This window comes from Sphingomonas sp. FW306-05-A, from assembly GCF_058782275.1.
In genome coordinates this window covers 1-23,028 of record NZ_JBYSXN010000007.1, presented here as the reverse complement: position 1 = coordinate 23,028, position 23,028 = coordinate 1, and the positions used below count along the sequence as shown (strand labels likewise).

Annotated in this window: 22 protein-coding genes and 1 pseudogene; 7 read left to right on the top strand and 16 right to left on the bottom strand. The window is 63.3% G+C overall.

The window, feature by feature from the left end:
- Positions 1-62 precede the first annotated feature (62 nt).
- Positions 63-1,049, bottom strand: a complete 987-nt coding sequence (locus AC3WJR_RS19910; protein ID WP_492727341.1) for a sensor histidine kinase — start codon at positions 1,047-1,049, stop codon at positions 63-65.
- A 716-nt stretch (positions 1,050-1,765) separates the two neighbouring features.
- Positions 1,766-2,662 carry an AraC family transcriptional regulator gene (locus AC3WJR_RS19905; protein WP_492727340.1) on the bottom strand — a complete coding sequence of 299 codons (897 nt, stop codon included), beginning with the start codon at positions 2,660-2,662 and terminating at the stop codon, positions 1,766-1,768.
- A 152-nt stretch (positions 2,663-2,814) separates the two neighbouring features.
- Here AC3WJR_RS19905 and AC3WJR_RS19900 point away from each other — a divergent pair, with 152 nt between their 5' ends.
- Entirely contained in the window at positions 2,815-3,540 is a 726-nt protein-coding gene (locus AC3WJR_RS19900; protein ID WP_492727375.1) for an SDR family oxidoreductase, read from the top strand.
- Positions 3,541-3,646: 106 nt separating this feature from the next.
- Here AC3WJR_RS19900 and AC3WJR_RS19895 read toward each other — a convergent pair whose 3' ends face one another.
- From AC3WJR_RS19895 to AC3WJR_RS19875, 5 genes are all read right to left on the bottom strand, one after another.
- Complete coding sequence (locus AC3WJR_RS19895; RefSeq protein WP_492727339.1) at positions 3,647-4,537, bottom strand: NAD-dependent epimerase/dehydratase family protein; 891 nt, start codon at positions 4,535-4,537, stop codon at positions 3,647-3,649.
- 100 nt (positions 4,538-4,637) lie between these two features.
- Complete coding sequence (locus AC3WJR_RS19890) at positions 4,638-5,546, bottom strand: LysR family transcriptional regulator (RefSeq protein WP_492727337.1); 909 nt, start codon at positions 5,544-5,546, stop codon at positions 4,638-4,640.
- A 226-nt stretch (positions 5,547-5,772) separates the two neighbouring features.
- The gene (locus AC3WJR_RS19885; protein ID WP_492727336.1) at positions 5,773-6,588 is read right to left on the bottom strand and encodes an alpha/beta fold hydrolase; all 816 of its coding nucleotides are present in this window, start codon (positions 6,586-6,588) and stop codon (positions 5,773-5,775) included.
- A gap of 27 nt (positions 6,589-6,615) precedes the next feature.
- Complete coding sequence (locus tag AC3WJR_RS19880) at positions 6,616-6,924, bottom strand: epoxide hydrolase N-terminal domain-containing protein (RefSeq protein ID WP_492727335.1); 309 nt, start codon at positions 6,922-6,924, stop codon at positions 6,616-6,618.
- Positions 6,925-6,946: 22 nt separating this feature from the next.
- Positions 6,947-7,891, bottom strand: a complete 945-nt coding sequence (locus AC3WJR_RS19875) for an aromatic alcohol reductase (RefSeq protein WP_492727333.1) — start codon at positions 7,889-7,891, stop codon at positions 6,947-6,949.
- 76 nt (positions 7,892-7,967) lie between these two features.
- Between AC3WJR_RS19875 and AC3WJR_RS19870 the strand changes: the two genes are divergently transcribed.
- Positions 7,968-8,642 (top strand): TetR/AcrR family transcriptional regulator, encoded by a 675-nt coding sequence (locus AC3WJR_RS19870; protein WP_492727332.1) that lies wholly within the window; start codon positions 7,968-7,970, stop codon positions 8,640-8,642.
- A gap of 543 nt (positions 8,643-9,185) precedes the next feature.
- On the opposite strand, the gene AC3WJR_RS19865 is transcribed toward AC3WJR_RS19870, so the two are convergent.
- Positions 9,186-9,578: a winged helix-turn-helix transcriptional regulator gene (locus AC3WJR_RS19865; protein ID WP_492727330.1), complete on the bottom strand. Its 393-nt coding sequence runs from the start codon at positions 9,576-9,578 to the stop codon at positions 9,186-9,188.
- Positions 9,579-9,679: 101 nt separating this feature from the next.
- Here AC3WJR_RS19865 and AC3WJR_RS19860 point away from each other — a divergent pair, with 101 nt between their 5' ends.
- Positions 9,680-10,399, top strand: coding sequence for an SDR family NAD(P)-dependent oxidoreductase (locus tag AC3WJR_RS19860; protein WP_492727373.1), 720 nt, complete (start codon positions 9,680-9,682; stop codon positions 10,397-10,399).
- A 96-nt stretch (positions 10,400-10,495) separates the two neighbouring features.
- Here the strand turns inward: AC3WJR_RS19860 and AC3WJR_RS19855 are convergent, their stop codons facing one another.
- From AC3WJR_RS19855 to AC3WJR_RS19840, 4 genes are all read right to left on the bottom strand, one after another.
- On the bottom strand, positions 10,496-11,170 hold the full coding sequence (locus AC3WJR_RS19855; RefSeq protein ID WP_492727329.1) for a DsbA family oxidoreductase: 675 nt from the start codon (positions 11,168-11,170) through the stop codon (positions 10,496-10,498).
- 197 nt (positions 11,171-11,367) lie between these two features.
- Positions 11,368-12,111 carry an SDR family NAD(P)-dependent oxidoreductase gene (locus AC3WJR_RS19850; protein ID WP_492727327.1) on the bottom strand — a complete coding sequence of 248 codons (744 nt, stop codon included), beginning with the start codon at positions 12,109-12,111 and terminating at the stop codon, positions 11,368-11,370.
- A 110-nt stretch (positions 12,112-12,221) separates the two neighbouring features.
- Positions 12,222-12,629, bottom strand: coding sequence for a VOC family protein (locus AC3WJR_RS19845; RefSeq protein WP_492727326.1), 408 nt, complete (start codon positions 12,627-12,629; stop codon positions 12,222-12,224).
- A 79-nt stretch (positions 12,630-12,708) separates the two neighbouring features.
- A complete protein-coding gene (locus AC3WJR_RS19840) occupies positions 12,709-13,392 on the bottom strand; it encodes an EthD family reductase (protein ID WP_492727324.1) in 684 nt (227 codons plus the stop codon).
- A 907-nt stretch (positions 13,393-14,299) separates the two neighbouring features.
- Here AC3WJR_RS19840 and AC3WJR_RS19835 point away from each other — a divergent pair.
- Positions 14,300-15,205 carry an NADP-dependent oxidoreductase gene (locus tag AC3WJR_RS19835; protein WP_492727322.1) on the top strand — a complete coding sequence of 302 codons (906 nt, stop codon included), beginning with the start codon at positions 14,300-14,302 and terminating at the stop codon, positions 15,203-15,205.
- Positions 15,171-16,419, top strand: a pseudogene (locus AC3WJR_RS19830) (TCR/Tet family MFS transporter). Before AC3WJR_RS19835 ends, AC3WJR_RS19830 begins: the two are co-directional and overlap by 35 nt.
- 115 nt (positions 16,420-16,534) lie before the next feature.
- On the opposite strand, the gene AC3WJR_RS19825 reads toward AC3WJR_RS19830, so the two are convergent.
- The gene (locus AC3WJR_RS19825) at positions 16,535-16,963 is read right to left on the bottom strand and encodes a DUF3291 domain-containing protein (RefSeq protein WP_492727321.1); all 429 of its coding nucleotides are present in this window, start codon (positions 16,961-16,963) and stop codon (positions 16,535-16,537) included.
- Positions 16,960-18,078, bottom strand: coding sequence for a zinc-binding alcohol dehydrogenase family protein (locus AC3WJR_RS19820; RefSeq protein WP_492727319.1), 1,119 nt, complete (start codon positions 18,076-18,078; stop codon positions 16,960-16,962). The genes AC3WJR_RS19825 and AC3WJR_RS19820 overlap by 4 nt, the downstream gene beginning before the upstream one ends.
- A 120-nt stretch (positions 18,079-18,198) precedes the next feature.
- Here AC3WJR_RS19820 and AC3WJR_RS19815 point away from each other — a divergent pair, with 120 nt between their 5' ends.
- Positions 18,199-19,110: an AraC family transcriptional regulator gene (locus AC3WJR_RS19815; protein ID WP_492727317.1), complete on the top strand. Its 912-nt coding sequence runs from the start codon at positions 18,199-18,201 to the stop codon at positions 19,108-19,110.
- A 291-nt stretch (positions 19,111-19,401) separates the two neighbouring features.
- Here the strand turns inward: AC3WJR_RS19815 and AC3WJR_RS19810 are convergent, their stop codons facing one another.
- Together AC3WJR_RS19810 and AC3WJR_RS19805 are read right to left on the bottom strand one after the other, a co-directional pair.
- Positions 19,402-20,373: a ketopantoate reductase family protein gene (locus tag AC3WJR_RS19810; protein ID WP_492727315.1), complete on the bottom strand. Its 972-nt coding sequence runs from the start codon at positions 20,371-20,373 to the stop codon at positions 19,402-19,404.
- A 208-nt stretch (positions 20,374-20,581) separates the two neighbouring features.
- On the bottom strand, positions 20,582-21,646 hold the full coding sequence (locus tag AC3WJR_RS19805) for an aldo/keto reductase (RefSeq protein WP_492727313.1): 1,065 nt from the start codon (positions 21,644-21,646) through the stop codon (positions 20,582-20,584).
- Between the two features lie 90 nt (positions 21,647-21,736).
- On the opposite strand from AC3WJR_RS19805, the gene AC3WJR_RS19800 reads away from it, so the two are divergent.
- Complete coding sequence (locus AC3WJR_RS19800; protein ID WP_492727312.1) at positions 21,737-22,288, top strand: TetR/AcrR family transcriptional regulator; 552 nt, start codon at positions 21,737-21,739, stop codon at positions 22,286-22,288.
- The last annotated feature ends 740 nt before the right edge of the window (positions 22,289-23,028 follow it).

Genomic DNA, 23,028 nt, shown 5'->3' with positions numbered 1-23,028 from the left:
CTGACCTGTTTGTCGCACAGTCGTAATGCAACGTGTTGATCCGGCCATTCGCGAAAGGCCCATCACTCGGCAAGTTGCTTACGAGATACCCGCAGCGTCGCGACCACCCCTGCGGCCTGCCAGTCAAGGTCGAACTTGCCATGTAGAAACTGTTCGACAGAACGCAGCAGGACACGACTGCCAAAGCCATTGCGTAGCGGCGGACCTGCGATGCGCGGTCCGCCGGTTTCGGCCCAGACGATGATGACGTCGTCGTCCGTACTTAAGCTGGTGATAGCGAGCATTCCCGTGGACGACGATAGGGCACCGTGTTTGAGCGAGTTCGTTGCCAGCTCGTGGATGACCATAGCTAACGCGTTTGCCGATGCTGCGCCGACACCCATGCGAGGTACCGATACCTTGATCCGACCAGCAAATGCGCCTTCGTCGTCATAGGGCGACAGGAGAACCGAGATCAGGTCACCCAACAAGGCCGCCGTGCCCTGACTGGCGGGCAATGGACGCACCAGACTGTGGGCACGCCCCAAAGCCGTCAAGCGCTGCACCAGTTGCCGCGTCATATCTTCGACGGTTTCAGCGGTCTGGCCAGTGATCGTGGTCAGAGCGGTTGCGATCGTGAGCAGATTTAACACTCGATGGCTCATTTCGCCAGCAAGCAGTTCGCTGGCCTCCTCGATCTGCTTGCGTTGTGTTACGTCGATAAACACCCCGAACTTCGATCGGTTTTGCAAGCCTTCGTCGGCGCCTTTGCCGCGAGACGAGACCCAACGGATTTCGTCGCCAAGCATGACACGGAAATCCGTCTCATAATGACCAGTCACCGATCGTGTTGCTTTGAACGCAGCCCGGACTCGTTCGCGGTCAGCCGGATGGATGTGCATGGAGAGGTCTTCGAAGCAGACCGTCTCGCTGAATGGCAACCCCCATAAACGAAAGCCATTGTCGTCCATAGTTAACGCATCAGTATCGATGTCCCAGCACCATAAAGCTACATCTGCTGCGTCGACGGCGAACCTTAAATGTTCCAGCGGCCATACGCGAGAGGTCAAGATTAATTCCCCTTTGTCAGAAACTATGCGAATACAGTTTGTCGGATATAAATCCTACCGAGCTCGTTACGGTTCGGCAACGTCCTGATAAAACTAACTTTCTGACATTTGTTGTCGCGCGAGCCATCTCGGCGCGCACCGAATTGCCGTCGGAAAACTCGATCTCGAAAACACCGCACGTCTGTCGGCCTTCTCGCGGTTGAAGTATCGAGGCGGACGGATCAGCATTGTGCGTCCGTTGCAGATCGTGGCTTGCGTCGCGCCCTGTCGGAAAACACATGTTTGTCGACGCACCACACCGCAAATTCTGGAGAATGGCGGCGTCCGCGTTGGCGCACGTGCTCCATGTTCGGACTACTTTCCGAGATACCCTGTCGGATTGAAAAAGTGCGCGACAACCTTGGAGGCGAGGTTTTTCGTCACGGGAGAGGCGGCTGCTATTTTGGCCCGAAATTCCATCTCGGCGAAGTCGCTACCGTGACGGTTAGCCCGTTGCCCAGCATATCTCGGAAGCCGCGCGAATGGCCAGTTTGACCAAAACCCGACATTCACGCCCGATTGCCCGAACGACGGCTTTGTCCCGCTTTTCGCCGTACCGCGCGTCGACACGTCGCTTACGGCGTGCGGATCAGTCTACCTGAATGAAAGACCGAAGCTGGGAAGCTGGCAGGGCGGCCTAAATGTCCACTTGTGGGTCGAATCGGAAATAAGCGGGACTACACCGGCGTCAGTAAATTGCCGCTGCGTTGCAGCTGTTCGATGTCACGACGGGGCGGCGCGCCAAACAAGCGCGCATATTCGCGGTTGAACTGCGACGGGCTTTCATAGCCGACGGCAAAACCCGCGCCGCTCGCGGTCGTGCCCCCCGACAGCATCAGGCGCCGTGCTTCCTGCAGGCGCAGCTGCTTTTGGTACTCCAGCGGGGTCATTCTCGTCACAGCCTTGAAGTGTTCGTACAGCGACGACGGGCTCATGCCCGCGGCGGTGGCGATGTCTCCGATACGGAGCGGCCGGTCGAACCCCGTGCGGATCGTTGCGATGGCGCGGCTGACCTGGTTGAGATGGCTGTCGGCTACCGCCATGTAGCGAAGCGCGGGCCCGTGGGGCCCCTTCAACAAACGATACAGGATCTCCCGCTCGATCAGCGGCGCGAGCGCGGCGATGCTGTCGGGCTGGTCCAGCAAACGCACCAGCCGGCACGCCGCGTCGACCAGATCTTCGTCGCTGCGATAGACCGCAAGAGCCGGCAGATCGGCTTTCGGTGCCCGGGCGCCTTCCGCCAGGATGAGGTCCGCCAGCACCGCCTGGTCGATGTCGATCTTGCAGCAAAGGTACGGGGCGTCCCGCTCGGCCTGGATGACGTGTCCGACGAGCGGCAGGTCGACCGAGACCAGCAGGTAATGCGCGGCATCGTAGAGAAGGCTGTGTCCTCCGAGCGAGACCCGCTTGGCGCCCTGGGCGATTATGCAAAGCGACGCATCGTAGACGGCGGGCAAGGGGACGGTCGGCTCGTCGGCCCGGAAAAGCGATAGCCGATCGATTGCCGTGCTGACCATGCCGGTTCTGGTAATGTGGCGTGCAGCCAGCACGGCCAGATCTGCGATCGTACTCATCGAGGGACTGTGTCCGCAGTTACGGACATCGGCAAGCGTGGCACTCGTCGTTTCGGAGGATCATGCAAGGATCGCGGCGGATCGGTCTCACGCCGGCCGATGGTTCGGTTCCATCTGTGCCCAGCCTTCATGGCCACAGGAAAGGACTCATCATAAACGACGTCATCGACAAGACCGTACTGATCAGCGGCGCTTCCAGCGGTATCGGCGAAGCCACCGTGCGGGAACTGGCGGGCAGGGGCGCGCGCCTCTTCATCGGTGCGCGCAGGACCGAGCGGCTCGAAGCGCTTGCGGTAGAATTGGGCGCGAATGTCGCGTGGCACGCGCTGGACGTGACCGACGCAGCGAGCTTCGCCGCCTTCGCCGACGCGGCGGAAGCGCGGTTCGGGCGCGTGGACGTGCTGATCAACAATGCCGGCGTGATGCCGCTGTCGCCACTCGCCGCGCTGAAGCAGGATGAGTGGACGCGGATGATCGACGTCAACGTTCACGGCGTGCTGAACGGGATCGCGGCCGTGCTGCCCCGGTTCATCGCACAGAAGGCGGGTCACGTCGTGAACGTCGCATCGATCGCCGCGCATCTCGTGATGCCAAGCGCTGCCGTTTACTGCGCCACCAAATATGCGGTCTGGGCGATCACCGAAGGGCTGCGTCAGGAGCATGACGACATTCGCACGACGATCATTTCCCCCGGGGTCGTGGCGACTGAACTGGGCAATGACATCACGGACCCGGCGATCGCCTCTGCACTGACCATTTGGCGGCAGAAGTCGCTCACTCCCGACGCGATCGCGCGGGCGATCCGCTACGCCTTGGAACAGCCGGACGGGGTGGATATCAACGAGGTCATCGTCCGCCCGACCGCAGCCGGCATGTAGCCGCGTCACGCTACCAGTCCGGGCGGACTTTCGGTCTGCCTGGACTGGTGTCGAGGTGAACGGCTGTCTGTGATCGAGACGACCCGATCATCGCAACGACGTGCGGTCAGGCGGCTGACGCGGCGTAGGAGCGCAGTTCATCGAGGATCGAATGCCGCGACGGACGCCAACCAAGCGTGCGTTCGGCGCGTTCGCCCGACACCAGCTGGTCGCACGCGATCGCATCCGCGAAGCCCCCGAGCGCCTGCCGAGCCTCTTCCAGCGGCCACTCCGCCACCCGGCCTGCGGCGCCCGCTCCCTCGCTGGCGGCGCGTGCGATGTCGATCAGCGGGATAGCGGCGCCTTGCGCGCCGTTGAAGATCGAGGCCGCCGGCGCCTTCTCGAGCGCGAGCAGATACAGATCGGCGAGATCGTCGACATGCACGCATGTCCAGCGGTTCCGCCCGTTGCCGACGTACCGAGCAGCGCCATGTTCCTGTGCCGAGCCGTACATCATCATCGTGGTCCAGGCGTGGTTGCCGTAGACCCAGGCGGGACGGATGATGATGCCGTGAACGCCATCGGCCGCGGCGCCGAGGATTTCCGCTTCGAGCGTCTGGCGAAAGCGCACCATCTCCAGCGGATCGAGCGGGCTATCCTCCGTTGCAGGCCTATCGCCGGTGGCGCCGTACAGGAAACAGCCGCTCGTATAGACAAAGCGCCTTGCCGTGCCGCGCAGCGCATCGATGATCGCGCGGGTCGCCGCTTCGTCATAAGCCGCGCTGTTCTGGTCGTTCGGCGACGCGGCATGGACGACCGCATCGACGCTCTGGACAGCGTTGGCGATGCTGACCGCATCGCCCAGGTCGCCTTGGACCGCCTGATAGCCCATGTCGGTCAGCCTGACCGCGCTCGCCTCCGAACGCGCAAGCCCGACCACGTCATGCCCCGCCACCGCCAATCGACGTGCGACCGCCCCGCCGATCAATCCCGTAGCACCTGTTACCAATACACGCATATCAGCATCCCATTGCTTCTGTGCCGCGAGGTAGAGCGGAACTGGGGCGCTGCGGGAAATCGCTAAAGTTGATACGCCGTTATCAGCGAGGACGATGGCGTCAGGCCGACGCGGCGATCCCGGCAATGCAGTCGCGAAGCCAGACCGTAGCGGGATGGTCATTTACCCGTCGATGCCACATCATCGCCAGCGGCCAGTCCGGCAACGCGACCGGCGGCTCATGCACGACAATACCCAGATTGGCCGCGGCGAACCGCCGGGCGACGCGCGCGGCAAGCGTCGCGATCAGGTCGGTGTCAGCGACGACGAACGGCGCGACCAGAAACTGCGGCAGGCTCAGCACGACACGGCGTGCCAGCCCAAGTGCCGCAAGCTTGCGGTCGACCAGCCCCGCACGATCCCCCTCGGGCGATACCAGGAGATGGGGCGCCGCCGCGAACGCCGCGACGTCGGCCTCGTTCGCAAAGGCCGGATGCCCGGGCCGGGCGATGCAGACGAAACCTTCCCGAAGCAGCGGGCGTGTCAGGATGCGTGCCGAGGCATCGACGGGAACGCTGAGTGCGAGGCTCGCCTCGCCACTGTCGAGGAGATCGACAACCTCGTCCTTGCCAAAAATCCCGCGGACCCGCACCTCGAGACAAGGCGCTTCGATGGCTAGCTTCGCCAGTAGCGTAGGCAGCAGGACGAAGGCCGCATAGTCGGTCATGGCGATCGTGACGACATGATCGGCAGTTCCCGGATCGAAGCCGTCGTCTTGCAGGACGGTCCGCATCAGACGAAGCGCAGCCGCGATCGGGCCGGCCAAATCATCGGCGCGGGGTGTCGGTTGCATTCCCGTCGACGACCGCACGAACAATTCGTCGCCGAGCACCTCGCGCAGGCGCGTGAGCGCACCGCTCATCGCCGGCTGACTCAGACCTATACGCTGGCCCGCGCGGGTGACGTGGCGTTCCGCGTAGAGGGCATCGAACGCCTTTAACAGGTTCAGGTCGAAGCCAGCTATATCCATTCGACGGGCATAGAAGGATGCGGCCGGCGGGGGAAGGAGAGCAGGGGTTCGGTAAAAGCCCGATTTTTCAGAGGATCGCCGAAATCTGGGCGGCGACCCACACTAAGTTGCGCTTGCTACGGGCGTGAACAAATGTCCAAATGGGGGAAGCGAAGACCGCTCGGGAACGTCCACAACTGGGTCCTCGCAGTCGCAAACTGCCAAACGGCTTCCAACCCATTGGGTGCTATGTAGCTAGGAACGTCGCGCGGACGTGCTCCACAAACGTTTCGGCGTTTTCCATTGCCGCGAAGTGCCCACCGCTAGCAGCCTCTCCAGAATAGCACAGATCGGCAAAGCGCGCCTCTGCCCAACGGCGGGACAGCCGCACCTGCTCGCCGGGGACCATGCTCACCCCAGCCGGCAGCGGCACGGGCGCGCTTGGCATCCCTTTTGCCATCTCCTGCGCGGCTTCCCAGTAAAAGCGTGCCGCACTGGGACCGGCGTTCGGTAGCCAGTACATCATGATGTCGTCGATCAAATGGTCGAGCGGAATGACTCGTTCGGGTTGCCCGTTGCTGTCGGAGACGTCCTGGAACAGCGCGTAGATCCAGCCTGCCAGTCCGACAGGCGAGTCCGCGAGCGCGAAGGCAAGCGACTGCGGCCGCGTGCACTGCAGCTTCATATAGCCTGAATAGTAGCGGTCGTAGCGCGCGGCATCGTCCAGCATCTGCTGCTCGGCCGGCGTCGCATTCGCCCGTTCCTCGGGTGTCGGCTGGAGCATCACCATGTTGAGATGGATACCGGCGAGGCCCGGCACGCGCATGTGGGCGAGCGCCGTCGTGACCGCGGCACCCCAGTCTCCACCTTGCGCCGTCCAGCGATCGCCATAGCCGAGCCGCTGCATCAGCGCGCCCCATGCCGCGGCGGTACGACCGACACCCCAACCCAGTTCGGTCGGCTTGTCGGAGAAGCCGAAGCCGGGCAGCGCGGGAATGACGAGGTGGAAGGCGTCTGACGCGTCGGCGCCATGCGCGCGCGGGTCGCTGAGTGGGCCGATCACGTCGCGGAATTCCAGTACCGACCCCGGTCAACCATGCGTCAGAAGCAGCGGTGTCGCGTCCGGTTCGGGCGAGCGGACATGCAGGAAGTGAATGCCGAGCCCGTCGACCACCGTGCGGCTGCTGCCCCAGGCGTTGAGCAGCTTCTCCGTGGCACGCCAGTCGTAACCGTCCTGCCATCGTTGTGCGAGTGCGCGGATGCGGTCCGGTTGCGGACCCTGAGACCCATCCTGCACCGTGCCGGTATCGGGCCAGCGGGTGCGCGAGAGGCGATCGGCCAGATCGTCGAGGTCGGCCTGAGGAATGTAGATCGGGAACGGCTGAATGGCGTCGATCATGGTAAGACTCCGGAAGGTGCGATCAGAGTGTCGGGGCGAGGACAGTTTCGGCGCGCGTCCAGTCGGTCTTGCCGTAGCGCTGGTTATCGAGCGGCGAGAGCTTGCCGCGCCCGCTCGACATGTCGCGGACATATTGCATGCCCTGCCACGCCGGGAACGGCGCATCGCTGGTTGGCGACAGCCTGCGCGCCACGCGGATCAGCATCGAGAGACGCCCGAGCCCACCCGCACGGAATGGCTTCCACCCTCGGCCCTCGAGCCGCGTCATCAGCATCGCGAGGTCGCGCGGAGACACGACGTCGCCGGCGATCCGCAGGAGGCGGGGCGCATCGGCATCGAGCGCCACGTCGGCGGTATAATCCGCGACATCGTCCTTGGTCGTGAAGTCGAGCGGCTGGTCAGCGTCGCCCCAGTAGAGGATACGACGGAAGCGCGGCAGCACAATCGGCGCTTCGCCGGTCAACAGGTCCGCGAACGCACCGTTGAGGATCGAGGTCGCGCGGACCGGCGCTGCATTGACGCGCGCCATGAAGCGTCGCCGTAGGTCCATGTTGCGATTCTCGCCGGGGCGGGTCTTGGTGAAATCGAGCGAGAAGTCGGACGGGAGGAAGCGAAGTACGCCCGCCGCGACCGCCGCATCGAGAAGACGGCCCTGGAGATCGAGAATGACCGGCTCCAGCCCGTTCAGGACCGAGACGACGCATTCCGCACCCGCCAGCGCATCCGAGAGCGCAGCGTGGTCGGCAAAATTGACCGGGACCGGCGTGCCGCCCCGCACACGCACGGCATCCTGCGCTGCGGCCGGCGTCCCGCTGCGGACCAGCGCCCGCACATCCACGCCACGCCGGACCAGCGCGGACAGCACACGTCCACCAAGATCGCCCGTCGTACCGGCCAGCGCGATCGTCCGCTGCGCTACCCCGCCGTCATCGCGACCGTTCACGTCCTCAAGCGTCATCGCAGCCATCACCAAACCCCTTGGCACAAACTGAACTATACCGTTCAGTTCCATTTAACGGGCGCATGGCCTATATGGTTGCGTGATGCAAACGCTTACCGACCCGAAGCCCGATTCAGCCAAGCGACGACGCGGTGGTCGACCGTCCGCAAACCAGGCCGGCGACGTCGATCGCCGGATTCTCGACGCTGCCACGGACCTGTTCCTGCGGCTCGGATATGATGCGACGAGCTGCGAACAGGTCGTCGCGCAGGCGGGGGCGGGGAAGGCGAGTCTTTACGCCCGCTATGCCAATAAGGAGGCGCTGTTCGCGGCGGTGGTGCGGCGGATGGTGGATCATACGCTCGTTCCGTCGGGCGCGGTGCCGTGGCATCTGTCCGTCCAAGACCGGCTGCGCGCGGTGGGGCATAGCCTGCTGGAACATGCGTTAACGCCCGAGGGGGTCGCGCTGATGCGTGTCGTTGTCACTACCGTGCACCGGATGCCCGATCTCGCCCGGCTGGTGGACCGGATCGGCCGCGATGGCGGCGTTGCGTGCGTCGCTCAGGCGATTGCCGGGGCCGACGCGGTGCCTGACCGGATCGCGCAAGCGTCGGATGTTGCGGGGCGGTTCATCGACATGGTATTCGTCCCCCACCAGATGCGCGCGCTGATTGGCGACGATCGCGCGCAGCTCAATGCGACCGCCGCATGTCGCATCGACGATGCGATCGATCTGCTCACGCGCGCGGGGTGGTTGGATACAGTCGACGCGGCTTAGGTCGCCTCGATTCGTCTTTCCTTATTTACCATCCTTGCAGGAACGCTGCCGCGCCATCGGGCAGGAAGGTGCTTGCCGCATCACCTTCCGCGGACATGAATGGCTGAATTTGGGGAGCCGAAAACGACCTACCGATGTCCGGGTGCGGGTCAAAAGGATCCAAACTTGATGATCAAAATCTGAACCATCAATGGTTCAGATTTTGATCGGTAGCTAATCGGCGGCAGCTCTCGACCAATATGCGTCGTTGCCAGCTTGGCCGCGAACAGCAGCCTCCACCAGAGCCTGCCGTTCGCTCAGCGCGAAGCCGTATGGCCGCAACGCATCCCATTGTCGCCGTTCAGCGCGTCGATCTGTATCCCGAAAACCGGCCGTTCATGCGGGTTCGCCGTCGCGCGCGTTTAATGGTCCGGAGCCGGGGACTTTGCCGCCAAGCGGCTATCGGGCACATCGAGGCGGATAGCTGCCGATCGCTACGCGCCGGCTGTCCCAAAAGGCATCATAATTTGGGGTAGTTTGCGACGGTAGCCGGCCCTTTCGTTGCTAGATCTCCTGCTGCAAACCGTCGCTCCGTTTTGATGCGTCATAGACACACTGCGCGCTTTCGAGCGCGGAGCCATTGGCGAGCGCCCAGTTGTAAAGGGCAGCAAAGGGGTCGCGTAGCGAGCAGCCGAGATCGGTGATCGTGTACTCGACGCCGATCGGCTGCGTCGGCAGGACCTTGCGACTGATGAGGCCGTTGCGCTCCAGACGCTTCAAGGCCTCGGACAACGCCTTGTGGGTGATGCCGTCGAGACGGCGCTTGAGGTCGTTGAACCGCGCCGGCTGGGTGCAAAGGACGCTCAGGATCAGCACCGTCCACTTGTTGGCGATATGGTCGAGGATGGGCCGCGTCGCGGCGACATCGAGCGGCAGTTCGAGCACGTCTTTGGCCATCGGTATACGCCTCAATATCTACGCACCCTACGGTGCCTTATTGTGATTAGATATAGAACTTATATCTGCCTGTCATCACCAGCAGGGTTAGGATTTTGGGCATGCTTTCAGGAAAAATCGCCGTCGTGGTCGGTGGCCATGGCGGCATCGGTGGCGCCGTCGCAGAGCGGTTCGCGGCGGAAGGCGCCACGGTCTATGCCACCAGCCGTCGCGCCGAAGAGGGGGAGGTCGAGCATGGGGCCGGCAGGCTGCGTGCGCGCCGCGTCGATGCTGCGGATCCGACGGCGCTCGCCGCCTTCTTCGAGACGGTAAGGCGCGAGGCCGGACGGGTGGACGTGCTCGCCGTCAACGCCGGCATCTCCGAGTTCGCGACGCTCGACGCGATCAGCGAGGATCATTTCGACCGGACCTTCGATCTCAACGTGCGCGCGCTGCTGTTTGCTGCCAAGGCTGCGACGCCGATCATGCCAAACGGTGGCTCGATCGTGTTGGTGGGTTCGATCGCCGCCGCGATCGGCACGAAAGGCTATGGCGTCTACGGGGCGACCAAGGCCGCCGTACGCTCGTTCGCGCGGACCTGGGCCAACGAGCTGGCGCCGCGCAACATCCGCGTCAACGTCGTGGCACCGGGACCGACCGACACCGCCATGATGGCCTCGGCGTCCGACGAGGTTCGCGCGACGCTCGCGAAACTCATCCCGCTCGGCCGTATGGCGCGTGCCGAAGAAGTGGCCGCGGCCGCGCTGTTCCTCGCCAGCGACCAAAGCAGCTTCATCACCGGGGCCGAGCTGCCGGTCGATGGCGGAATGGCGCAGGTCTGATCCCGCCCCAAGAACGACCAACCTGGCTCAGTGGCAGCCGCCGATGCTATGCCATGACCGATCGCGCTGCGGTCGGTCATGGCATAGCCGCCAGCATCATTCTCCGGCGGTGACCGTTGCGTCCTGAGCCTCGGCCGCGATGTTGCGGAGAGCTTGCTCGAAGGCTTCCGGCGGCTGCCCACCGGAGATCAGATACCGCCCGTTGATCACGACGGCCGGAACCGAGCTTATGCCGCGCGATTGCCAAAGCTGCTCCTCCTTCCGGACGTCCTCCGCATATCGGTCCGACGACAAGATCGCCTTCGCCTCGATCGGATCGAGCCCGACGGCCGTCGCAACCTGCACCAGAGCCTCGTGACTGGAAGGATCGCCGTGGTCGGTGAAGTACAGCGCAAACAGGGCTTCCTTGAGCGCCTGCTGCACGCCCTGCGTCTCCGCCCAGTGGAGCAGGCGGTGCGCGTCGAATGTGTTGTAGATTCGGCTGTCGTCATCCGTGACCATCGTGAAGCCGACGGCCGCTGCGCGATCCCGGATCATGGCGCGGGTCTCGGCGGACTGCTCCCGCGTCGAGCCATATTTCTGCGCGATATGCTCGACGATATTCTGGCCCTCGGGCGGCATCGCGGGATTGAGTTCGAACGGGCGGAAGACGATGTCAGCGTCGATGGAATCGGCCAGACGCGATAGCCCGGATTGCAGGCCACGCAGCCCGATCACGCACCAGGGGCACGAAACGTCGGAGACGAAGTCTATCTTGAGCCGTGTCTTCATTGTGATGACCCTTCCTGGTTCATGATCCGCGTTGCCCGTTCAGGATCGTTCAGGGGCAAGTTGGCACCGACATTTGAACAATCCGGGCGATACCCCATGCTTCGCGTTGCCAGCTTGCGCTGGAGCAACGAGGATGGAGTTACGCCCGGATCGTCGGCAGATCAGCTCTTGTGGGATATTGTAAAACGTCAGAGCATTCAGACGGCAGCAACGCCACCATCGACGAAAAGTTCATGGCCCGCAACGAAGCTGCTCTCGCTCGACGCCAGGAACATCACGGCGCGTGCGACCTCTTCGGTCTTGGCCAATCGCCCAAGCGGAACACTTTGCGTGAGCATTTCCTCAACGCCCGGTCGTTCATCGAGATGATTACGGATCATCGGGGTTTCGGTGCCGGCAGGCGCGACGACGTTGACCCGGATGCCACGATCCTTGAGTTCGTTTGTCCAACTCCGCCCGAAGGATCGGACCGCTGCCTTGCTGGCGTTGTAGAGCGATTGGTTGGGCAGACCTTTGACGGAAACAATCGAGCCGCTCAGGACAATGGCACCACCCGCCGTCATCAGCGGCAAGGCTTTCTGGACGGTGAAAATCATGCCCTTGACGTTCACGTTCAGCATACGATCGATGTGATCCTCGTCGATGTCCTCGATCCCGGCGACCTCATAGATCCCCGCGTTCGCAAAGACGACGTCTACCCGACCGTGATCAGCCTTGATGCGCTCGTACAGTCGAGCGACATCCGCTCTATCGGCAACGTTTCCCTGAACGCCGATCGCGCCGTGTCCGATTTCGGCCACCGCTTTGTCGAGCGGCTCCTGCCGCCGACCCGTGATGTACACCAGAGCACCTTCACTGGCGAAAAGCTTCGCCGTGGTCAGCCCGATGCCGTCGCTACCGCCGGTAATCACGACAACCTTGTTCTCAAATCGCTTCGTCATTTGCGTCCTTCCTAGGGTAATGGAGAATTGGTCGATCTTTTTTGAAGTGCGCGCAGCGCATGCCGGTGCCTGCACGAAGCGGCAGGGGAGCATCGCGCCCGTCCTTCGGGTCAAATCTGGGAGGCGGGCGTCCCGGCGCGCAGCGGTGCGAGAATATGCCGCTCTACCAGTTCGGGCGTCCACTCGACGTATTCGACAACGCTGCCATCGGCATGCCGCATGTACATCATTCGCCCGTTCGTAATGTCTTTGATATCTTGCAGGACGGAGGCGCCGTTCGCGAGCAGCATGCCCTTCGCGGCGTCTATGTCCTCGACGATCCAAGGACCGAAGCTGCCGCGGATCGGTTCCAGCGCCGCATCGGCTCCACCGATCGCAAGCACATCGCCAATGCCGACGAGCGTTAGTGGATCATAGTCGAACCTGAAATGCGGCTCCGTTCCGTGGACCGCCTTGAGGGTCGCGACCGTGGCTTCGATGTCCGTCGTCAGGACGCGAGTGTAAGTCTTGAGGATCATGAACGTGCTTTTCTGCTGAAATGAAGGCCAAGAAGGCAGCTGGCTCGAGGCTCAGCCGCCCGGCGTCCCTTGACGAAGATCAGCGCACGAACCGCTCAGAGACCGCCAGCATGGTAACGGCGTGACCGGCCTGCGCGAGGAGCTCGTCGAAAGCAGCTCGATCGGCGTCCACGCCGTCCTGGAACGCCGTCAGGGTGGGCCACCACAACTGGCGGGCGCCCAGGAACGGTGCATCGTCGCCGTGCACCTCCACACTCGGCCGGTTCACCGCGTGACGCAGCGCACCGATCCGCAGGCCGAGCTCGGCGTCGTTCGCGCCCGCCCAGCCGGGATTGCCGTCGAGATGTACGAACTGCAGGAGATGGATGCTCGTCGGCCGCTCCAGTACGTCCCATTGCCGGTCGACCGCGGATACGGCGCCGATTGGGGGGCGCGAGACGATCACATCCTCCTCGGTGATGAAGAAAATTACATTTGGCAGGTCCTGGAACAACGGCTCGTCGGGGCGGATGTTGTCGACGAAGAGGGGCTCGTCGACCAGTGCGGCGGCGTCTTTGTGGGAGTCGAACGAGGGCATCGCGACACCGTCATACTGGTCCTGACCCGGGCCGAGGCGGTCGGTGTCGAACTGGTGCCCCTGAACGTAAGTGAGCATGCCCGGGATCTGGCGGCCCATGGTGCCGTGCGGGTGGCGCCAATGATCATGGAAGCGCTGGCGGTCGATGTCCGGGCGGCGGGGGAGGAGGGCGAAGAAGCGGATCACGGAAAGTTCCTGACGTGGTTGAGTCGATTGACCTGGTTGGAACAGGTATTTTGGTTGACGTGTCTCGGGAGCGGGCGTCCGCATCGTTAGGACTGCCGGCCGGACGCCGTAACTGGATTAACCGGTCCCGTTACTTCACTGTCACTTGATGAAGCGGACCGGTCGATTGGACCCAGCCCTTCTGAAGGGAGGCGAGAGTAAGCCGTATTCTCCGCGTCAGGAGTTCCCTCCGCGGCCATGCTGCGGATCGTGGGTGCCGAGACGAGGCGGTTGAAACAGGACGTTGGTAGGGATCATCAGAGCAGAGCCTCCTTTGGGGATGCTCCAAAGATATACAGAAGATACTGGGTTTCAATAACGCACCTTAAGTCGCGTAGGTATATGCAAGTAAACCGCATGACCGAGCCTGACGAACGGCTGTTTCGAGCTTGCAGATTGCTGACTTGATCGCCCGGCATTCGGCTCGTGGAGAGGACGGAAATCCAATCCCGGCGGCCTACCAGCCATGGAGATGGGCCGCACTGCCAGCCCGACGGCAACGCGCCCAACTCGCCAGTTCATGGCGATCGGCCCCGATTCCAGAAGCCGTCAATCGGCCAGGTTCATCGCCACGGCTTGGCGCGCCGCCTTAACGTCAACAGCAGGAGGTGGTGAGCGGGCTGACAGGTTCCGACCGCCAGGAGAAAGTCGCTGTCGCGCGCGAAATGTTGCTTCGTCCTGCCACCTCATCTAGGTTGATGTCATCGCGAAAAACGACCCTTCAGGTGATCTCGCCAGTTGTCGGTCGAATACACGTCACCCGTGCCCTGGCACGGTTCGGCCAGCGTCTCCCAAAACCGACACCCATCGCCTTCGGGCGGGTGGTGTCTTCGGCATCGACCGATGCCATGAGACCTGGAGCGCGACGATGAAGGCAATTCAGTTTAACGACTATGGCGGACCCGACGTGCTTCAGCTCGTCGATGTCGAGCCACCCAATGCCGGTCCCGGCGAGGTGCGGATCAGGGTTCGTGCCGCGGGGGTGAACCCGTCAGACTGGAAGCGCCGCGAAGGCCAATATCGCGCGTTCGAGGACATCCGCTTTCCTGCCGGACTCGGCGTAGAGGGCGCTGGTATTGTCGATCAGATCGGACCGGGCGTGACCGACGTCATGGTCGGCGACAGCGTGTTCGGGTTCGGCAGGAACATGATGGCCGAACAGGCCATCCTTACCCATTGGGCGAGGAAGCCAGACACCCTGTCGTTCGAGGTTGCGGCCGGTCTGCCCGTCATATCAGACACGGCGACACGCGCGCTGGATCAGGTCGGCGTAATGGAGGGGCAGGCCTTGCTGGTCAGCGGAGCCGCCGGGGGCGTAGGGACCGCGATCGTCCAACTCGCCCGTCTGCGTGGCATCATCGTGATCGGCACCGCGCGTGCAGCCAAGCACGATTACCTGCGCGCGCTGGGCGCCGTCGCGACTACCTATGGGGAGGGTCTCGAGGAGCGCGCGCGCGCGTTGATGCCGAACGGCGTCGATGCCGCAATCGACGTTGCGGGCTCCGGGATCATCGCCGAGCTGATCAGGATCGTCGGCGATCCTGCACATGTCTTATCCGTCGCCGACCTCTCAGCGGAGGAATATGGCGCCAAATTCTCGCGCGGGCCGACGGCCGACCCGGCACGTCTGTTGGCCAAGATGGCTAATTTGTGCTCGGCTGGATTGTTTACGCTTCACATCGACCGAACCTTTCCGCTCGAGCGGGCGCGCGAGGCGCAAGTGGCAAGCCAGTCGGGCTATGTCACCGGCAAGCTGGTCGTTCGTGTCGCCTGACGCCAGGCGCGGCCGCTCGCTTGCGATCATCTATGCAACCGTGGCACTCGATGCAGCCGGGACCGGACTGGTGTTCCCGATCCTGCCGCAACTGATACGGGAAGTTACGCATTCGCCCGATGTCGCGCCCTATGTCGGGTGGATGGCTGCGCTCTATGCGGTGATGCAGTTCGTTTTCGCGCCCGTGCTCGGCGCCCTGAGCGACCGGCTCGGACGACGGCCCGTCCTGCTGGTCGCGCTGGTGGGTGCGGCGATCAACTATGGCGTGATGGCGCTGGCGCCGCAGCTCTGGATGTTGATGCTCGGCCGCGCCGTGGCCGGGTTGACCAGCGCCGATATGTCGGTCGCCACGGCCTACATGACCGACATCACGCCCGGCGAGCAACGCGCGCGCCGGTTCGGCCAGATGGGCGCATGTTCGGCGCGGGCTTTATCATCGGCCTGGTGCTTGGCGGGGTGCTCGGCGAACAATGGGTCCGGTTGCCCTTCGTCGCCGCCGCCGCGCTCGACGCGGGAAACCTGCTGCTGGCGCTGTTCACATTGCCCGAATCTCACCCGCCATCATTTGCCGCCCCGATCGATCTTGCCGCGCTCAACCCGCTCCGCCCACTGCGCTGACTTGTCTCGATGCCGAGCTTGCTGCCGCTGGTCATCGTTTACTTCGCGCTGAGCGGCGCCGGCGAGGCCTATGGCACGAGGCCTATGGCATTTGCTGGGCATTGTGGGGCTATGATGCATTTGGTTGGAACGGCTTCTGGGTCGGCCTGTCGCTGGGGGCGTTCGGCGTCTGGCAGACGCTGGTTCAGGCCGTGCTGCGGGGGCCTGTAACCCGGCGTCTGGGCCAGCGCGGTACCGCCCTGACCGGGATCGGCTGCTCCTGCGTCGCTCTCCTCGTGATGGCGTTTGCGTCGCACGGCTGGGTCGTGTTTGCGATCATGCCGATATTCGCCCTGGGCAGCATTGGAACGCCGGCGTTGCAGGTGCTCGCGACCGAGCGGGTCAGCGCCGCTCAGCAAGGGCAATTGCAGGGCTTGCTGGCGTCGTCGGTGAGTTTGGCTTCGATCATTGCGCCACTTGGCTTCTCCGGCTTCTACTTCGTGGTTCAGCGACAATGGCCCGGCGCCGTCTGGCTTGCGGTCGCCGGCGTGAATCTGCTCGCCTTGCCGTTCGTGCTGCTCGGCACCGCACGTTATCGCGGCGTCGAGCGGCTATGACCGATCAGCAACCCCCGCGGATCGCTCTGGTGCAACCGGTGCGCAAGGCATGCCGATACACCAGTTCAACAGCCGATTTGAGACCCCGCCCCAGCCAGACAATTGCGTGCGACCCTCAGATCCGCCCCATCTGCGCAGGCTCGCTTGTCGCGAAGCCAACATCGCGATGCGCCGGTCCCGGATGTCGGAGCGGCAGGGGGTGTCCCTCGCGGCGCATCCGCTCAATTGCCTCCGGCCAGGACGGAAGGTCGGCGCTGTCCCGAACCCAGCGAACGGTGCTCGCCTCGTCGCCCCACTCGCTTAGCCTGGGCATCGCGGTGCGGTGTGCGCCGCCCGTGACATAGGCCAGAAGCGCGGCCTCATCGCGCCACACGCTCGTCGTCCAATAGGCGCGATCACGGTCGTGACGTAGCGCTCCGGCGATGTAGCCGTCGCTTCTCCTAATCTGTGCCAAACAGCGCTGCGCATGGATCAGAAAGAAGGGTAGAAAGCGGAGGCTGCGAACGCGGAAGCGGGTGACGCTGACGACGAAGCTGTCGGTCACAACGTCACCACCAGCTTCGTCGCCGAGACACCGCGGCGCTGCCGCTCGAGCGCAGCCGGGATAGCCGCAAGCCCATGCCCCACAATTTGGACTGCAGGGGCCGCCACGTAGCGACCGTCGGCCAGGGCTTCGGGCAGAAACGTATCGAAGATCATCGGCCCCACTTCATTACTGATCAGCGTGCTGCCCCAGATCATTTTCAGGGTCACCTTCTTGCGGCGTGCGCTCAGCGAGAGCGTTATGGTGCCCGCGACGGTGCCGGCCATCGCGGCAATCAACTTGCGCCAATGACCGCGCCCCGCTGGGACGGTGTCGAACGACGCGGGCGGCGTCGCCATGGCGATGAACCGATTGCCTTTGCACGTTCCCAGAATGTCGATGCACGGCTGCACCGATCCAGGCCCGATCGCGACGGCACCCGCGATCACTTTCCCGCGCAACGCTGCGCATATGTCGGCAACGACAGCCGGGTTGCGATAGTCGAGCACGGATGTCGCGCCGAGCCGCTTGAGCAGGTCGAAGTTGCGAGGCGAAGCCGTGGCAATTACCGCGTAGCCAGCGGCGACGGCCAGTTGGACCGCATTGGTGCCTACGCTGGTCGACCCACCCCAGACCAGAACGATTTGACCGGTCGCCGGTGCTCGCTTGGCGGGCGCGTTCAGGGCGAGGAAATCGCGCTGGAAGAGCGCGCAGGCTGCCGTCGAGATGCCGAGCGGCAGGGCGGAAGCATCTTCGAAGGCAAGCGCATCCGGAATCGCTGCCGTCATGTGCTCAAGCAGGACGACATAGGTTTGGAAAGCGCCTTCTGCGGCGCGGTTACGCGTCTTGTCGGTGCCGGCGGCAAAGCCGACAACCCGGTCGCCGACCTTGAACCGTGTCACATCGGTTCCGATGGCAACGACATGACCGGCGACGTCGGAGCCGACGATGGCTGGGTAGTGCAGATAAGGGGTCATCAAGTCGCCCGAGGTCTGCACCAGGCGGTCCATCGGGTTTACAGCTATCGCACGGGTGCGGATGACAATCTCCTTGGACCCCGCCTTTGGAAACGGCGCTGCCTCCAGGGTAAAGGCGGCACGTTTGGAGGAGAGCCAGAGGGCGGTGTTTTCGGTCATGATCGATCTCCCGCGGTGCCATAAGACGATGCATCGCAAGAATCTGGAATAGCCCGATGACGCTGGACGAACCATGCTGCTAAGGCCGATGGATCATCGCCATCGTCCAGGAGTTATCAAATGGATCCCTTATCGGACGTGCTTGGCCTGTTGAAGCCAAACAGCTACGGGTTTCGAGGCCTTGATGCCGGGGGGGACTGGGCGCTTGCCTATCCTCCGGCCGAGGGCGTCAAATGCTTCGCCATTCACACCGGGACCTGCTGGATCGCGCTTGAGGGCGGGAAGGAGCCCATGGTGCTGCAAGCGGGCGACTTCATTATGCTGCCCGGCCGGGCCGCGTTCAGCCTCTACAGCGCGAATGGCGCGTCGGTAACCGACGCCTTCAGCTTCTTTTCTTCGTTCCCCGCTGGCGAGACTGGCGTCCTGGGTGGCGGCGGCGACTGTTCGGGTGTGGGCGGCTTCTTTGACTTCACCGGGCTCCACACCGAGCTGCTGCTCGGCATCCTGCCTCCGATCGTGCACATCCGCGCGGAAGCGACCAAGGCGGCGCTCGGCTGGCTGATCGAGCGGCTGATGCGCGAACTGCGGGACCCGCAACCGGGGAGCACGCTGATGGCGGGACACTTGGCGCAGACGCTGCTGATCGAAGCACTGCGACTGCACCTTGCCGAGCGCTCGCCGCACAGCGCAGGCTGGCTGTTCGCGCTGGCCGACAAGCAGATGCGTGCGGTGATATCGGCGATGCACGCCGAACCGTCTCGGCGCTGGACGCTCGCCGACCTCGCCCGTGTCGGCTGCATGTCGCGCTCGAGCTTTGCCGTTCGGTTCAAGCAAACGGTAGGCGAACCGGCGATGGAGTACCTGACGCGCTGGCGGATGATGGTGGCGGCCGATCGTCTCGCGAGCGGGCGCGTCTCCATAGCGACTGTGGCACCGGCGGTCGGCTACGAATCCGAAAGCGCGTTCAGTACGGCGTTCAAACGAACGTTCGGCCACTCGCCTAGGGAGTTCGCCAAGGCAGTGGCCACGTAGCGGACCTTCCTGGACGCCGGCGGCGATCTCGCGGACGCCCTTGCTGTCGATTTCGGCCGACTGCGAGCAACCTGCCGTCATTGGCAGCTGACGATGCTCCTGCTGTGACCGTCCGGATGCGGCGAAGCTGCCGTCCTCCGATCGGCGCCACGAGATTGACGAACGTGGGCACGACATGAGCATGGCCCTGACGGGATTGACGTTAACAGGGCCGGAGTGAGCCGTGCTCGCCTCCAGCGCTGTCGCGCTCGCGATATGCCGTATCATTGTCTCGGAAGGGTGCCGCCAGGTTCAGGTATGCAATCCGGCCTTGGATCCTCGTTGACCACGGTTGGCACTATGGATGCCATGATCAGAGGGGCGCATGCCCTCTATACGGTCGTCGATGGGGCGTTGCTGTAGGCGTGCAGCGAGAACTATGGCGTCGATGATCGCTTCGCATTCCGCCCCGCCAGTCGCCAACAGCTCCCGAAATCCGCGGATGCGGGACATGAACCAGAGAGTTCCCGCTAAGGCCACTATGGGACTGCGGTCGAGCCATGTCTTCGATCGGGGGTAAATTGGGTATCCCATTGCCTTGATGAGATCGAAACTGGCGCGGACGCCCCGCGAAATGCCGATCGCTTCTTTCCATGATGCGCCATTGCCGCGCTTCATGGCGGCGATCGACACGCTTTCGAAGGCGACGCAGAGAGGGGCATGGCACCGAAGCCACAGCGGCATATCAGGCTCGAACGCGGCTGGAAGGCCGGCCGCGTTGAATACATCGACCCATTGCTGGCGCGCCATCAACGTTTTCTGTCCCCCGGCTCCGATCGTCGCCTTGAGTCTGCCGTCTTCATCGAGCTGTGCTTGCACGAATGGCATCCCGAACGTGCAGCGCGCTGCACCGACCACGCTTTCATGCCGCAACGGATCGAACGTGTTGAACATGAACTGGATGCACTTCGCGGCGCTGCGGGACAGAGTTGGCAGTATGGCATCGACTTGATGGGCCAGTAGCGTCACGATGACGAGATCGTACGGTGTGTCTTCGTCGAGTTCGTCAAGCACACGAACCTCTGCACGAGTGCCGTCGACATCGACGATCGCACCATCACGTTGCAGCTGTGCCAAGCGCGGCGAGCCGGGCCGCGCCACGACCGTGACCTCATGCCCGCCGTTGCGTGCAAGCCGAGACGCAAAGGTACTGCCGATTTGTCCCGCACCGATGACGACGATGCGCAGCGGCGAGGATGGTGTTGGAGCGGCTATCTCAGTCATTACGATCTCCAGGCGCGGGGCGTCGGGCGGGGCCGATGACCTTCTATCGACGGCTATAGAGCCGGCAGGCGGACGCTCCATGCTGCGGCGTCCGAAGCTGCGTCGCGATCGTCCAACGCCCGGTTTAGGTTTTCCTTTCGCGAGATGGCCCAACGACGCCCGCCTGCTTCGGGCGAGCAGCAACCAAGCCCTGCCGCTCATGCAGTCCTCAAGCTACCGGGCTGGCAGGCATATCGATCCTGTCGATCATATCGCCCGTGATGAGGTCCTGTATCCGGCGCTCGTTGAGGACCGTGTACGGGTAGACGGGCGGGATCGCGCTCACCGCATCAAGCCGGGTGATATGCTCGGCCGACAGCGTTACGTTTGCCGCGGCGAGATTGGCTTCGAGTTGCGCGAGCGTGCGTGGCCCGATGATCGGCAGCGACCCCTTCGCGGCGACCCAAGCGATGGCGATCTCCCCAGGTGTCACGCCTGCTTCGTCAGCGACCGCGATCAGCGTATCCAAGATGGCCGTACGCTGCGGACTGTTCTCGGGCTGGAAGCCGGCACCGGCCCAGGCCTCGTCGCGCCTGTCCTGCGCCTTTCCGGCACGGTATTTGCCGGTCAGCACGCCGCCACCCAAAGGCGAGAACGCGACGACGCCAAGCCCGAGGGCCTGCGCGGCGGGGATCAACTCTTGCTCGGTCGCGCGCTGGACGAGGCTATGCTCGACCTGGATGCCCGCGATCGGAACGGCGCCTCGAAGCTCCGCGATCGTCGCGGCCCGCGCTACCCGCCATGCGGGGAAGTTCGAGAGCCCGGCATATAGGATCTTGCCCGCCCGCGTGAGGTCGTCGAAGCCGCGCACAATTTCTTCCAGCGGCGTTACACCGTCCGAGACATGGACCCAGTATAGGTCAATCCGATCGGTCTTCAGCCGCTTGAGACTTGCCTCGACCGACGACACCATCGCCTGCCGACTGTTGCCCGTGACGAGGATTCCCGATGCCGCGTTCGTCTTCACGGCATATTTCGTGGACAGCACGAATTCGTCGCGCCGCCCGGTCAGCAGGTCGCCGATGAATTCCTCGGACTGACCGTCCTGATAGCCATTTGAGCTGTCGAGGAAGTTGCCGCCAGCGTCGGCGTAGGTGTCGATGATGCGGCGGGCTTCGTCAGGATCGGTCCCGTGGCCCCAGGCCGTCCCGAAATTGGCAGTGCCGAGGACGAGATCGGACACGCGCAATCCGGTATGTTGACCGAAGAGCTTGTAGCGAAGGGCGTTTTTCATGACGGTTTCCAGGATCGAGAAAAGGAGCTATCGAAGCGTAGCAGTGCTACATATATCCGTAGCAGTGATCCGTTTGTCAAGATGAGGCTTATGCGCGCCGACGCCCAGAAGAATTACAGCCACTTGCTGAGCATCGCGCGCGGCGTGATCGCCGAGCAGGGGGCGGAGGCCTCGCTGCGTGATATCGCCAGACGAGCGGACGTAGGTTTGGCTACGCTCTACCGGCACTTTCCGACACGCGAGGCGCTGCTGGAGGCGCTGCTGCGCACCAGCCTCGATGAATTGACGCACAAGGCTGCCGATCTCGGGAACGGCATGGCGCCTGCCAAAGCCTTGGCGCTCTGGCTCCCTGACGCCGTCGCCTTCGTGCGGAGTTACAATGGTGTCGTTGCCGTGATGGCGGCCGCGTTAGATGATGCCGACTCCGCGCTTCACGCCTCTTGCACCAGCTTGCGGGCTGCGGGGGCGCGTCTGCTCGAGCAGGCTCAGGCCGATGGAACGGCACGCGCGGATATTGATGGAATTGATCTTTTCGGGATCATCGGCGCGCTGGGCTGGCTTGGCGATCAACCTGCATTCGCTTCACGCGCTGATCACCTTGTCGATATCGTCGCTCAAGCGATTCTGCAAAACCGGGAGTAAGAGCGAACACCCCTGCGGGCGTTCCGATTGAACGGGGGTATGGATCACCGGCGCGTTCTCACAGACTGTGGGTAGGCGTCCAAACGAGGGCCCATCCTTTTGAAGCGCAAAGTTTCAAAAATGCGAAAGAAGATAACTTTTCACAGGGGCCCGGTTCGATGCCCATCCGCACCCAATTCGATTTTATCGAAATGGTCAGTTTGAACGGAGAAACGGGAATCCGATCATATCGTTCAAGCGACCTAAAACACATGTTTGTCGATGCAGCAGGCCGCAAATTTTGGAGATTGGCGGCGTGCGCGGCGGCTTACGTGCTCCATGTTCGGACTACTGTCCGAGATACCCTGTCGGATTGGGAAAGTGCGCGACAACCGTAGAGGTGAGGTTTTTCGTCAGGGAAGAGGAGGCTGCTATTTGGCGTGAGATTCAATCTCGGCGAAGTCGCCACCGTGAAGGCTGGCCCGTTGCCCAGCAGATCTCGGAAGCCGCGCGAATGGCGAGTTTATCCGAAACCCGACATTCACGCCCGATTGCCCGAACGGCGGCTTTGTCCCGCTTTTCGCCGTACCGCGCGTCGACACGTCGCTTACGGCGTGCGGATCAGTCTAAATGAATGAACGACCGAAGCTGGGAAGCGAGCAGGGCGGCCTGAACGTCCACTTCTGGGTCTAGCCGGCCACCGAGCTACCGGGCGGCTAACGCCAATAGCGGATCTCAGTTTTTTGGCGGAGTCGCGCCCC